12 protein-coding genes and 1 pseudogene are annotated in these 12218 nt (G+C 62.9%); 5 read left to right on the top strand and 8 right to left on the bottom strand.

From position 1 onward, the window contains the following. Positions 1 to 176: 176 nt before the first annotated feature. Entirely contained in the window at positions 177 to 440 is a 264-nt protein-coding gene (rpsT, locus tag VIE67_RS07540; RefSeq protein ID WP_332024844.1) for a 30S ribosomal protein S20, read from the top strand. 289 nt (positions 441 to 729) lie between these two features. On the opposite strand, the gene cgtA is transcribed toward rpsT, so the two are convergent. From cgtA to VIE67_RS07520, 4 genes are all read right to left on the bottom strand, one after another. After that, positions 730 to 1779 (bottom strand): Obg family GTPase CgtA, encoded by a 1050-nt coding sequence (cgtA, locus tag VIE67_RS07535; RefSeq protein ID WP_332024842.1) that lies wholly within the window; start codon positions 1777 to 1779, stop codon positions 730 to 732. Between the two features lie 160 nt (positions 1780 to 1939). Beyond that, positions 1940 to 2212 carry a 50S ribosomal protein L27 gene (gene rpmA, locus VIE67_RS07530; protein WP_332024840.1) on the bottom strand — a complete coding sequence of 91 codons (273 nt, stop codon included), beginning with the start codon at positions 2210 to 2212 and terminating at the stop codon, positions 1940 to 1942. Between the two features lie 3 nt (positions 2213 to 2215). Continuing rightward, the gene (gene rplU / locus VIE67_RS07525; RefSeq protein WP_332024839.1) at positions 2216 to 2536 is read right to left on the bottom strand and encodes a 50S ribosomal protein L21; all 321 of its coding nucleotides are present in this window, start codon (positions 2534 to 2536) and stop codon (positions 2216 to 2218) included. 127 nt (positions 2537 to 2663) lie between these two features. Next, positions 2664 to 2978 (bottom strand): hypothetical protein, encoded by a 315-nt coding sequence (locus VIE67_RS07520; protein WP_332024837.1) that lies wholly within the window; start codon positions 2976 to 2978, stop codon positions 2664 to 2666. Between the two features lie 256 nt (positions 2979 to 3234). Here VIE67_RS07520 and uvrA point away from each other — a divergent pair, with 256 nt between their 5' ends. Together uvrA and VIE67_RS07510 are read left to right on the top strand one after the other, a co-directional pair. Continuing rightward, on the top strand, positions 3235 to 6150 hold the full coding sequence (gene uvrA, locus VIE67_RS07515) for an excinuclease ABC subunit UvrA (protein ID WP_332024835.1): 2916 nt from the start codon (positions 3235 to 3237) through the stop codon (positions 6148 to 6150). Further along, positions 6147 to 6575, top strand: a complete 429-nt coding sequence (locus tag VIE67_RS07510; protein ID WP_332024833.1) for an acyl-CoA thioesterase — start codon at positions 6147 to 6149, stop codon at positions 6573 to 6575. The genes uvrA and VIE67_RS07510 overlap by 4 nt, the downstream gene beginning before the upstream one ends. 72 nt (positions 6576 to 6647) lie before the next feature. Here VIE67_RS07510 and VIE67_RS07505 read toward each other — a convergent pair whose 3' ends face one another. Continuing rightward, entirely contained in the window at positions 6648 to 7079 is a 432-nt protein-coding gene (locus VIE67_RS07505; RefSeq protein WP_332024831.1) for a copper chaperone PCu(A)C, read from the bottom strand. A 94-nt stretch (positions 7080 to 7173) separates the two neighbouring features. Between VIE67_RS07505 and VIE67_RS07500 the strand changes: the two genes are divergently transcribed. Together VIE67_RS07500 and VIE67_RS07495 are read left to right on the top strand one after the other, a co-directional pair. Next, positions 7174 to 8676, top strand: coding sequence for a DUF4139 domain-containing protein (locus VIE67_RS07500; RefSeq protein ID WP_332024829.1), 1503 nt, complete (start codon positions 7174 to 7176; stop codon positions 8674 to 8676). 70 nt (positions 8677 to 8746) lie between these two features. Then, positions 8747 to 9502: an enoyl-CoA hydratase/isomerase family protein gene (locus VIE67_RS07495; RefSeq protein ID WP_332024827.1), complete on the top strand. Its 756-nt coding sequence runs from the start codon at positions 8747 to 8749 to the stop codon at positions 9500 to 9502. Between the two features lie 4 nt (positions 9503 to 9506). Here the strand turns inward: VIE67_RS07495 and VIE67_RS07490 are convergent, their stop codons facing one another. The 3 genes and pseudogenes from VIE67_RS07490 to VIE67_RS07475 form a co-directional block, all read right to left on the bottom strand. Beyond that, positions 9507 to 10349 (bottom strand): sulfurtransferase, encoded by an 843-nt coding sequence (locus tag VIE67_RS07490; protein ID WP_332024825.1) that lies wholly within the window; start codon positions 10347 to 10349, stop codon positions 9507 to 9509. Beyond that, a pseudogene (locus tag VIE67_RS07485) lies at positions 10346 to 11193 on the bottom strand (DUF1289 domain-containing protein). The gene VIE67_RS07490 and the pseudogene VIE67_RS07485 overlap by 4 nt, the downstream one beginning before the upstream one ends. Positions 11194 to 11251: 58 nt before the next feature. Beyond that, a complete protein-coding gene (locus tag VIE67_RS07475) occupies positions 11252 to 12016 on the bottom strand; it encodes an FKBP-type peptidyl-prolyl cis-trans isomerase N-terminal domain-containing protein (RefSeq protein WP_332024819.1) in 765 nt (254 codons plus the stop codon). Positions 12017 to 12218: the final 202 nt, after the last annotated feature.

Below are 12218 nucleotides of genomic sequence, written 5' to 3'. Positions count from 1 at the left end.
AGCCGAGACGATCGGTATTTAAGGTTCTTCGGGTATGCTCTTTGCTTGGATCCCGAGCCCCGAGCCCTGAGCCCCGAGCCCCGAGTCCCGAGTCCCGACTCTTTTCCGTTGACGCCAACCCTCGCAATACCTACAATTGCGCCCCTTTTACCGTCCCGAGTTTCCGGAGTTTTCCCTTGGCAAATATCAAGTCCGCGAAGAAGCGTGCGCGTCAGGCTGTAAAGCGCAACGCCCGCAATTCCAGTGCGCGTTCCATGCTGCGCACATCGATCAAGAAAGTGGTGAATGCGATCGCCGCGAAAGACAAGCCTGCGGCCGAAGCCGCGTACAAAGCCGCCGAGCCGGTGATGGACCGTTTTTCCAGCCGCGGCCTGATCCACAAGAACAAAGCCTCGCGCCACAAGAGCCGTCTGAGTGCGCATATCAAGGCGCTCGCCTGATTTTTTGAAAAGTGCGGCCACGGATGGCCGCTTCGTGATTTTCGCGCTCATTGACGAGCGCAAAGATAATGAGCCGGCCAACGCCGGCTTTTTTTATTCCACGCACGCATGAATTGCCCCCTCTCCCCCGCCCCTCTCCCGCGAGGGGAGAGGGGAGAAGTGAGAGCCGCTTCAGTCGCTATCCCGCGCTCGGGCAGCAAAGCAGCGCGAATTGCTTTAGCCCCTCCCCCTCGACGGGGGAGGGGTTGGGGAGAGGGTGCGCGGGAGCAGAACGACGCCGACGGACTCATCAAGCGTCTTCGCTCCGCGCCTCTTCCGCCGCTTCCGCTTTCAGGCGATCGAAGAAGTCCTGAATTTTCAGGCACACCGGCCAGGTGCCTTCGCGCGCGATCGCGGAGACCAGGAACCACGGCTGTTTCCATTTCAGCTTGCGCACGAGCGCCTTGGCGCGCTTCTCGCGTTCCTCGGGCGGCAACAGGTCGGCCTTGTTGAACACCAGCCAGCGCGGACGCTGCAACAGTTCCTCGTCGAATTTTTCGAGTTCGGACTCGATCGCGCGCACCTGCTCGACCGGATCGGTTTCTTCATCCAGCGGCGCAATATCGACCAGATGCAACAGCAGCCGCGTGCGCGAAACGTGCTTGAGGAACTGGATGCCCAGCCCCGCGCCTTCCGCCGCGCCCTCGATCAGACCCGGAATATCGGCGATCACGAAACTCTGATCGGTGCCGATGCGCACGACTCCAAGATGTGGCTGCAAGGTCGTGAACGGGTAGTCGGCGACGCGCGGCGTTGCCGCCGACACCGCGCGTATAAAAGTGGATTTCCCCGCATTCGGAAAGCCAAGCAGGCCGACGTCGGCGAGCACTTTCAGCTCCATGCGCAGCTCGCGTTCTTCGCCTTCCGAGCCGGGCGTGGCCTTGCGCGGCGAGCGATTGGTCGAACTCTTGAAATTCACGTTGCCCGCGCCGCCGTGGCCGCCTTCGGCGACCTTGAGTCGCCGGCCATGTTCGGTGAGATCGCCGATCAGCTCATCCGTATCGACATTGATGACCGAGGTGCCGACCGGCACACGGATCGTCGCGTCCTCGCCCGCCTTGCCGGCCATTTGCCGGCCCATGCCGTTCTCGCCGCGCTGGGCGCGAAAGTCGCGCTGATGGCGAAAGTCGATCAAGGTGTTCAGGCCTTCATCCGCAACCAGCCAGACGCTGCCGCCATCGCCACCGTTGCCGCCGTCCGGCCCGCCAAGAGGAATGAATTTCTCGCGCCGGAAACTGACGCAACCATTGCCGCCGTTGCCGGCATGAACGGTGATTTGTGCTTCGTCGACGAATTTCATGGGTGGCTAAGTGTAATGCCTCATGCTGCTTATATATTTCGATGAGCATTTTCTCGCGCTCGGGCAAGAGCACCGCTCGGAATGGCCCATGGAATTCCACTTCATTCCAACGAAAAGCCCCGCACAAGGCGGGGCTCTGTCGTTTCGCTGACCGCGCGCCCTAGGCGTCGGTCTTGTCCGGCGCAAATACGCTGACGGTACGGCGATTTTTCGCGCCCTTGACGGAAAAATCGATCTTGCCGTCGACCAGAGCAAACAGGGTGTGATCGCGACCGAGACCGACGCCGGCGCCCGGATGGAACTGGGTGCCGCGCTGGCGAACAATGATATTGCCCGCGTTCACGGCCTGACCGCCGTACATTTTCACGCCGAGGTATTTCGGGTTCGAGTCGCGGCCGTTACGGGTACTGCCGCCTGCCTTTTTATGTGCCATGACTTACTCCTTCGCGCCCGAGATACCGGTGATCTCGATCTCGGTGTAGTACTGCCGGTGGCCCATCTGCTTCTGATGGTGCTTGCGGCGACGGAATTTGATGATGCGGATCTTGTCCAAGCGGCCGTGCTTGACGATCTTGGCCGCGACCGAAGCGCCGCTCACATGCGGTGCGCCGACGCTGATGCCTTCGCCCGTTCCGAGCAGCAGCACTTGGTCGAAATTGACCGCGGCGCCGACGTCGGCTTCGAGTTTTTCCACGCGCAAGGTCTCGCCCTGCGCCACGCGGTATTGCTTACCGCCGGTAACGATAACTGCGTACATCTTGGCATTCCTCTGTAGTTATTATGACAACTGCCGTTCAAAACAGCCGGGAATAATAGCCTTTTCCGCAGGCAAACGTCAACCGCCTGCCACTGGCAGACCCCACGCATTCGTACCGCGGAAACGTCTATTCGGTCTCGATCTCGACGCCACCGACAACACCCGCAACCAGGTTGTAAACGAAGGCGCCGACGGCCCCGGCAATGAACCCGCAAATACCGTACATGATCGGCAGGAAGATCAGCATCGCGATTCCGCCGAACATGCCGGCAGCGGCGTGGTTGGTCAGGCCCCCGATCATCGAACCGAAGGTCATGAAAAGCAGTGCTGCGATAAGGCCGAGGGCGACGCCCATCGCGCCCTGAAAAATGGCAAGTTTAAGAACGCTGATGCTTTTGATGACCATGACGTTGTGCTCCCCGGCGCTGAAGTTCTCGCGCACGGTAGCGCCGATTCCCATCCCACGCAATCACGCGTGATCGCATCTTTCAACGACGCGACGCGCACGGGCGGAATCGGCACGGCCGACAGGTGCGCTTCGGCAAGCTTGAATTCTCCGCCACGCGACGGCATTGAATGCGGGCCTGTCATCAGTCTCGCCTCTTGCGACCGTCTCAAGGTTTCATGCGCAATCCACGCATGTGCCCTGACTGCGGCATCGCGCTATAGTACTTCGTTGACCCGGACCATCGAACGCCATGGACACCATCCGCATCCGCGGTGCACGCACGCATAACCTCAAGAACATCGATCTGGACCTGCCGCGCGACAGCCTGATCGTGATCACCGGCCTGTCCGGTTCGGGCAAATCCTCGCTCGCGTTCGACACGATCTACGCCGAAGGCCAGCGCCGCTATGTCGAGTCACTGTCGGCCTATGCGCGACAATTCCTGTCGGTGATGGAGAAGCCCGACGTCGACCATATCGAGGGCCTGTCGCCGGCGATTTCGATCGAACAGAAATCGACCTCGCACAATCCGCGTTCGACGGTCGGCACGATTACCGAGATCTACGATTATCTGCGTCTGCTGTTCGCGCGCGTCGGCACGCCGCGTTGCCCGGATCACGGCATTCCGCTCGAGGCGCAGACGGTGAGCCAGATGGTCGATGCGACACTGGCGATGAACCCCGAGCATCGCTACATGCTGCTCGCACCGATCGTGCGCGAGCGCAAGGGCGAGCATCTGCAGGTGATCGAGCAGTTGCGCGCGCAGGGCTTCGTGCGCGCGCGCGTCGACGGCGTGCTGCACGAACTCGATGCGGTGCCGACGCTCGGCTTGCGCCAGAAGCACACGATCGAAGCGGTGATCGATCGCTTCCGCCCAAGTACCGAGATCAAGCAGCGCCTGGCCGAATCGTTTGAGACCGCGCTGCGGCTCGGCGAGGGCATCGTGATCGTGGTTGACCTGGACGCCGGGCAGGAGAGCCCAAGTGGCTCTGCACTCCCTGCGGTCGCCGCTAGCGCACGCACTGCAGCGGCGGTCGAAAAAGCGAACCAGACGATTTTCTCGTCGCGTTTCTCCTGCCCGATCTGCGACTACTCGTTGCCCGAACTCGAGCCGCGCCTGTTCTCGTTCAATTCGCCAGTCGGCGCCTGCCCATCCTGCGACGGGCTCGGCGTGACCCAGGTATTCGATCCCGCGCGCGTGGTCGTGCATCCGAACCTCAGTCTCGCCGCCGGTGCGGTGCGCGGCTGGGACCGACGCAATATGTACTATTTCCAATTGATACTTTCGCTCGCCAGGCACTACCAATTCGATATCGATGCGCCATGGGAATCGTTGCCGGCAACGATACGCCAGGCTATTTTGTTCGGCTCCGGCGACGAACCGATCACGTTTCGCTATCTCACCGAGACCGGTGGCAGCGTGGCGCGCAAGCACAAGTTCGAAGGCATCGTGCCGAACCTCGATCGGCGCTACAAGGAAACCGAATCGCCCGCGGTGCGCGAGGAACTCGCCAAGTTCATCAGTGAGCGCCCCTGCCCCGATTGCCACGGCCAGCGCCTCAATCGCAGCGCGCGCAACGTGTTCGTCGACGATCGCAACCTGCCTGCGCTGACCGCGCTGCCGATCGATCAGTCGCTGGAATTCTTCAGCGCACTGACCTTGGCCGGCTGGCGCGGCGAGATCGCGACGAAGATCGTCAAGGAAATTCGCGAGCGCCTGCGTTTCCTGGTCGATGTCGGGCTCGACTATCTCACCCTCGATCGTCAGGCCGATTCGCTTTCCGGCGGCGAGGCGCAGCGCATCCGCCTCGCTTCGCAGATCGGCGCGGGTCTGGTCGGCGTGATGTACGTGCTCGACGAGCCCTCGATCGGCCTGCACCAGCGCGACAATGAGCGCCTGCTCGGCACACTCACGCGCCTGCGCGATCTGGGCAACACGGTGATCGTGGTCGAGCACGACGAAGACGCGATCCGCATCGCCGATCACATCGTCGATATCGGCCCAGGTGCAGGCGTGCACGGCGGCGAAATCGTCGCGCAGGGGAAATTGAAAGACGTGCTTGCGGCGAAGCGCTCGGTGACCGGGGAGTTCTTGTCGGGCAAGCGCAGTATTGAAGTGCCACGCCAGCGTCGCGAACCCGATCCGCAATTGATGCTGCGCATTTCCGGCGCCTCCGGCAACAATCTGAAAAATGTGAATCTGGAAATTCCGGCCGGTCTGTTCGTCTGCGTGACCGGTGTATCGGGTTCAGGGAAATCGACCCTGATCAACGACACGTTGTATCGACATGCGGCAGCGGAACTCAACGGTGCCAACGAAAAGCCGGCGCCATTCGAGAAAGTCGAAGGGCTGGAACTGTTCGACAAGGTCGTCGACATCGACCAGTCGCCGATTGGGCGCACGCCGCGTTCGAATCCAGCGACGTATACCGGTCTGTTCACACCGCTGCGCGAACTGTATGCGCAAGTGCCCGAGTCACGCGCGCGCGGCTATCAGCCGGGGCGGTTCTCGTTCAACGTCAAGGGCGGCCGCTGCGAAGCCTGCGAAGGCGACGGCATGATCAAGGTCGAGATGCACTTCCTGCCGGATGTGTATGTGCCCTGCGACGTCTGTCACGCCAAGCGCTACAACCGCGAAACGCTGGAAATCCACTACAAGGGCTACACGATTTCCGACGTGCTCGACATGACCGTCGAGGACGCGCTGAAACTGTTCGAACCGGTGCCGGCGTTGGCGCGCAAACTCGAAACGCTGATGCATGTGGGCTTGAGCTACATCAAGCTAGGCCAGAGCGCCACCACGCTGTCGGGCGGCGAAGCACAACGCGTCAAACTCTCACGTGAACTGTCCAAACGCGACACGGGCCGCACGCTCTATATCCTTGACGAGCCGACTACCGGCCTGCATTTCCACGACATCGAGCAACTGCTCAAGGTGCTGCATCGCCTGCGCGACGACGGCAATACCGTGGTCGTGATCGAACACAATCTCGATGTGATCAAAACTGCCGACTGGGTGATCGATCTCGGTCCCGAAGGCGGCCATCGCGGCGGCGAAATCATCGCGCTGGGCACGCCCGAGCAGATCGCCAGGAATCCCGCCTCGCACACCGGCAGTTTCCTCGCACGCGTGCTCGGCAACGGGCGCAAACGGAAGGCCGCATGAGCGCGGGCACAAGCTCGAATCCGGAGACGGCGCGCAAGCTCGCGGAAATCACCATCGCACTGCGCTGGCGCGATCTCGACGCGTTCAATCACGTCAACAATTCCACCTTCCTCACTTACACGGAAGAACTGCGTCTGCATTGGATGTCCGGTATCGAGGGCGCGATGGGCACCGACACCACGATGCCGGTGATGGCCGCATGTCAGGTCAATTACCGGCGCCAGCTCGGCTGGCCGGGCACGATCGTTGCGCAGTTGTACTGCGAGCGTCTCGGTACGACGTCGGTGACCGTCGCCCATCGCATCGTCGATGCCACGGATCACAGCATCGTTTATTGCGATGGCACCACGGTGATGGTGTGGGTCGATAGCGCGAGCGGCAAGCCGGTTCTGGTGCCGGCGGAGATTCGCGAGGCCTGCGCCTAGTCGTGCCCTCACCCCTTGCCCTCTCCCGCAAACGGGAGAGGAGGAGTGATCGCTGCGCTACGCTCAACTTCGTTATTTGATTGGAGCGGGCGCGTCGTCCTGCACACGGAACTCGGCGGTCGCGCCGTCGCCGGATTTTGTATCCAAATGGATTTTTACCCTGTCGCCGGACTTCAGTTCGCGCCTCGGCTGCATCAACATCAGATGCCGGCCGCCTGGCGCGAACACGAGGCGCGCACCCGGCGCGAGCGTGACCTCGCCGAGTGTGCGCATGCGTTCCACACCGTTCTCCTCCAGCGTTTGGTGCAGCGACACGTCGCCGAAATCCTCGCTGTGCGCGCCGCTGATCACGAGCGGTGCATCGCCGCTGTTGCGCAGGATCGCGTAACCCGCCTGCATCATCGCGCCGGGCGGTGCAGTGCGAATCCAGGCGTGCGCGATCTCCAGACGGCCGGCGGCCGCTGCCGTCTGCACCGAGCCGGCGACGAGAAGAAACGCAAGCATGAACCAACGCAAACGTATTGCTCTCACGCCACGTTCTCTTTATAGATTTCCCGGTATCATAACGTGCATGCCATCCACTGCACGGACTGCGACCATGCGCCACGGCACACTCAGCGCTCTTGTCGCGCTCGCCTGTACGGCGAGCGCCAGCGCACAGGAAACTACCCCGCGCTACGCGCTCTCCATATACAGCGCGGCGGCGAACAATGGCGATGCGCTATTCGAAGCGGCCGATGCCGACACTGCGGTGTCCGGCGGCTATGCGGTGGTGCGCGACCGCCGCCAATTCGATCTGAAGGCCGGCAGCAACGCGATCGAGATTCACGATGTCGCGCGCTATCTCGATGTATCGGCGCTGAGCGCGCGCGCATTGAACGATACCGATGCGGTCATCGTCAGCCAGCGCTTCGACGATCAGAACCTGTCCTTCGACGCGCTCGTGCAGCGCCAGATCGGCCATCCGGTCGAAATCGCCGGCAATAACGCCAATCCGACCGCGACGCCGATCACCGGCACCCTGCTGTCGAATGTCGGCGGCCTCACCGTGCAACTCGCCGACGGTCGCGTGACCACGGTCACCGACTACAGCCGCGTCACGTTTCCGGATCTGCCCAAGGGCATGTCGGCGAAGCCTTCGCTGCGTTGGGAGGTGAATGCGAAACAGGCCGGCCCGCGCACGTTCGAAATCGTTTATCCGACCCAGGGCATCGCCTGGCGCGCGGAATACAGCGGCTGGATCGCCACCGGCAACGACTGCAAATTGAACCTGGCCGGCTGGGCGCTGATCGCCAATCGCAGCGGTGCAAACTATCGCGGCGCGCAGATCAAGCTGATTGCGGGCACGCCGAATCGCGTCATGCGTGCGACTCAGCCGCGGCCAATGCTGATGGCGAAGGCAGCGGGTGCCGCGCGCGCCAACAGCGCAGAGGACAGCGGCACGGTCGGCGACTACCACGAGTACACCGTCGATACGCCGCTCGATATCGGCGACAACAGCCTGCAGCGCGTCGCGTTGTTCCCGGAGCAGGCGCTGGCCTGTCAACGCCAGTATCTGTTCGAGGCGACGAATTTCCGCGCAAATTCTTCGATGGCGCCGATCACCGATCGCGGCTACGGCGCCGCCGATGCGCCGCCGGTGCGCTCGACGCTCGCGTTCCGTATCGATCGTCCCCTGCCTGCGGGCCGCGTGCGCATGATCGAATCGTCATCTTCAGGATCGGCAACCGACGGTGCGCCCGAATTCGTTGGCGAGGACCAGATCGGGCATACGCCGAAGAACGAACCGATCGTGCTGCAACTCGGCGATGCGTTCGACCTGCGCGGCGAACGCCGCCAGACCGACTACCAGATCAACAAGGACCAGCACAGCCTCAACGAAACTTTTGCGCTGCGCCTGATCAATGCGGGCAGTGCGGCCAGGAACGTGGTCGTGCGCGAGCATCTGTATCGATGGACGCAATGGAATATCGTGCAGGCCTCGGCGAAGTACGAAAAGAAGAACGCCGATACGGTCGAATTCAAACTCGATGTGCCGGCCAGTGGCGAGGTGACCCTGAGCTACACCGTGCAGTATCAATGGACGGAGTCGTTCAAGTAGACGGCTGAACAGGTCGCTCATCATTCGGGCATGAGTTGTCGGAACCACAACTACAAATTTGGAAACATCGATGCTCGATCTGATCCGTCACGGCGAAATTCTTGAACTCAATCTCGCGCGGCCGCCCGCGAATGCGCTCGATCCCGAGCTGGTCGGCAAGCTGCGCGTGGCGATCGAGTCCGCGCCGGCACACGGTGTGCGCGCGCTGCTGCTCAGCGGTCGTCCGGGCATGTTCTCGGCCGGACTCGACGTGCCCGTCTTGCTGCGACTCGATCGCAACGGCATGACCGCGTTCTGGCACGAGTTCTTCGGACTGTGCGCGGCGCTGGCGCGGTCGCCGATTCCGATTGCCGCGGCGATCGGCGGACACAGCCCGGCCGGTGGCGCCGTGCTGGCAATCTTCTGCGACTACCGCGTGATGGCGAACGGCCCGTTCAAGATCGGCCTCAACGAAGTGCAGATCGGCCTCAGCGTCCCCGGAAATATACAATTTGCCTTGCGCCGTCTGGTCGGCACCTACCGTGCCGAACGCCTGCTCGTGGTCGGCGCGATGGTCGACGCCAGCGAGGCGCTGCGCGTCGGATTCGTCGACGAAGTCGTCGAGCCCGAACAGGTCGTGCCGCGCACACGCGAGTGGCTCGAAGGTCTGCTCAAGTTGCCCGCGCAGGCGATGACGAACACGCGCCACATCGCACGCGCGGATCTGGCCGAAGTATTTGCCGATGCGCGGGCATTCGCGATCGATGAATTCGTCGACGCCTGGTTCTCCGCGGAATCGCAGGCGACGCTGAAAGCGCTGGTCGCGCGGCTCAAAGGCGGCAAGTAGCGCCTCAGCCGCGCTCGATCGGGTTTCCCGGATCGGCGATCCAGCCGCTCCACGACGGCGCGTAGATGCGCGAGCCGGACAGGCCGGCGTGCGCAAACGCGAGCAGGTTGTGACAAGCGGTCACGCCGGAACCGCAGTGGTGGATCACCGTGTCGGGTGTATGCGCGCCGAGCAGTGCGTCGATCTCCGCGCGCAACACAAGCGCGGATTTGAAGCGCCCGTCGGCCTGCAAGTTTTCGGAAAACGGCCGGTTGCGCGCACCCGGGATATGTCCGCCAACCGGATCGATTGTCTCGTTCTCGCCGCGAAAGCGCGGCGCCGCGCGCGCGTCGACAATCAGCGTCGCCGGATCCTCGCGCAGGCGGTGCAATTGCCCGGTGTATACAATTTCACTCGCGTCGAACTCCACGGCGACAACGGTCTGCTCGCGGGTCGCTGCCTGCGCATTCAGCGGCAATCCTGCGGCCTTCCATGCAGCCAGCCCGCCATCCAGCACGGCGATTTCGCGCGCACCGACAAGACCCAGCATCCACCACAGGCGCGCAGCCGCAAGCGCCCCGTTGGCATCGTCGTAGGCGACGACGCGCGTCTGCGGCGTCCAGCCCCAGCGGCCAAGCAACGCGCAGAACGCCGCCGCATCGGGCAACGGATGACGACCAAGACCGGGCTTGGACAGATCCGACAGATCGCGGTTGAGATCCGCATACACGGCACCGGGGACATGCGCCTGCGCGTAGTCGCGCGCGCCGCGAGCGCTGTCGGCCAGATCGAAGCGGCAGTCGACGATCAGCAGATCGTTGCCCTGCGCCGCAAGCTCCTGCGCGCCGATCAACGTGGCGAGTTTCATGCGCCAGCCTGCATGCGCAGGATCAGGTTGAGCAGCATCGCGGCAGTCGCTCCCCAGATGCGCTGGTCGGCATAGACGAATTCGGAAATCTCGCGCACGCGACCCTGATACTGCATGCGCAGCGCGTGCCGGTTGGCCGGATCGAGGAAGAATCCCAGCGGCACTTCGAACACCTGCGCGACTTCGCGCGGATCGGGTGTGGCTTGATAATCGGGATCAAGCCAGGCCACGACCGGCGTGATGCAATAACTGCTGATCGTCTCGAAGGCGTCGAGATAGCCGATCGGTTCGATCAGCCCCGCGTCGATGCCGATTTCCTCGCGCGTCTCGCGCAGCGCCGTGGCCAATGCGTCGGCATCGCCGGGCTCGACCCCGCCGCCCGGGAAACTCACCTGTCCGGCGTGCTGGGCGAGCTGCTCGTTGCGGCGCGTGAACAGCACGCGTAGATCGTCATCGCGCTCGACCATCGCCACCAGCACGGCGGCGCCACGGCGCGGCCCGGGGCCGAGCAGATCGCTCAGTTCAGCATGATTCCAGCCCGGTGCGGCCGGCACATCGTCGAGTGAACGCACGCCGCGCAGCACGCGCTCGCGCAGAGTTGCGGCGGTCGCGCTCACGCTCGTAATCACGTTGGGGGTTTTCCCTCGGCGCGCAGCGGCAGCGCGTGATGCATCAGCTGCGCACGCTCGTGATCACTCAACGAGCCCCAGCGCGCTATTTCGTCGATCGAGCGATGGCAGCCCTGACAGAATCCGCTCGCGTCGAGCACGCAGATGCCGATGCACGGCGTGAGGATCGGTTTCTGGACACTCGACGACCACATTTCAGCTAGCCCTTGAAACATCAACGCCGCGACGGGCGCGGCGTTGATCTTGTTCTCTCATGCAAAACACCGCCGTTGCTTACGGCTTGGTATCCATCAGCTTCATGTCGAACACCATCACTTCGTTCGGGCCGACACGACGGCCGTCGCCGCGTTCGCCATAGGCGAGCTCGGGCGGCACGAAGATGCGCCAGTAGTCGCCGACTTTCATCAGCGGGATGACTTCCTGCCAACCCTTGATCACCGAGTCGACCTTGAACTTGAATGGTTCGCCGCGCGCGAACGAACTGTCGAGCTCCAGACCGCTGGTCAGCGAGCTGCGGAAGTTCACCGTCACGTCGCTCTGCAGGGTTGGATGCTTGCCGGTGCCTTCTTCGATCACCAGGTACTGCACGCCGCCGGGCGTCGTGGTCACGCCCTTCTTCGTCTTGTTCTCGGCGAGGAAGCGCTGACTCTTGGCCTTGTTGTCCGCGGCCATCTTGTCGAACTCGCCCTTGGCCTGCGAATAAACCTGATACTGCATGCGCGTCAGCACGTCGCGCATCGTGTCTTCCGACACCGTCGGCTGACGCTTGGCGTAACCGTCCTGCATCGCCTTGATGACCTGGTTCAGATCGATATCGATCTTCTTCTCGAGGAAATCGTTGCCGATCTGGAAACCGATCGCATAGGAAAGATTCGGTTTGTCCGCAGCGGTCAGCGGCGCCGGCGGTTTCTGCTGCTGTTGGGCTGCCGCGCCCTGCGGCGCGGTCGCCGCGGCGGTGCTGCCACCCTGAGTGTTCTGGGCGAACACCGATCCTGCGGCGAGCATAGCGGCCGCCGCAATAGTCCAACGCAAACTCATGCAAACCTCCAATGGGAAACGCGTATTTCATCGACCGTGTCGACGCTGGCGTCGGCAGGGCTCGGTACCAAAGCCCGGCAGTTTAGCGCAAGCCGCCGTGCTCCGGCCAGCGATACTACAGTTGCCGGCTGAACCGGGGCTGTTCGGCGCGCCGCGATCCGACCATTCGAGGCACGGATTAGGTGTTCCGCCTGCCTGCTAT

It is taken from the genome of Rudaea sp. (genome assembly GCF_036560865.1).
Taxonomy (GTDB): Bacteria; Pseudomonadota; Gammaproteobacteria; order Xanthomonadales; family Rhodanobacteraceae; genus Rudaea.
The sequence above is the reverse complement of the archived record's forward strand: the minus strand, read 5'-3'. Positions and strand labels throughout refer to the sequence as shown.

Bases quoted from the DNA above. Each gene is read 5' to 3' on its own strand.
- cgtA (WP_332024842.1), bottom strand. From the start codon at position 1,779: ATGAAATTCGTCGACGAAGCACAAATCACCGTTCATGCCGGCAACGGC.
- rpmA (WP_332024840.1), bottom strand. From the start codon at position 2,212: ATGGCACATAAAAAGGCAGGCGGCAGTACCCGTAACGGCCGCGACTCG.
- rplU (WP_332024839.1), bottom strand. From the start codon at position 2,536: ATGTACGCAGTTATCGTTACCGGCGGTAAGCAATACCGCGTGGCGCAG.
- uvrA (WP_332024835.1), top strand. From the start codon at position 3,235: ATGGACACCATCCGCATCCGCGGTGCACGCACGCATAACCTCAAGAAC.
- VIE67_RS07510 (WP_332024833.1), top strand. From the start codon at position 6,147: ATGAGCGCGGGCACAAGCTCGAATCCGGAGACGGCGCGCAAGCTCGCG.
- VIE67_RS07505 (WP_332024831.1), bottom strand. From the start codon at position 7,079: ATGCTTGCGTTTCTTCTCGTCGCCGGCTCGGTGCAGACGGCAGCGGCC.
- VIE67_RS07500 (WP_332024829.1), top strand. From the start codon at position 7,174: ATGCGCCACGGCACACTCAGCGCTCTTGTCGCGCTCGCCTGTACGGCG.
- VIE67_RS07495 (WP_332024827.1), top strand. From the start codon at position 8,747: ATGCTCGATCTGATCCGTCACGGCGAAATTCTTGAACTCAATCTCGCG.
- VIE67_RS07490 (WP_332024825.1), bottom strand. From the start codon at position 10,349: ATGAAACTCGCCACGTTGATCGGCGCGCAGGAGCTTGCGGCGCAGGGC.
- VIE67_RS07475 (WP_332024819.1), bottom strand. From the start codon at position 12,016: ATGAGTTTGCGTTGGACTATTGCGGCGGCCGCTATGCTCGCCGCAGGA.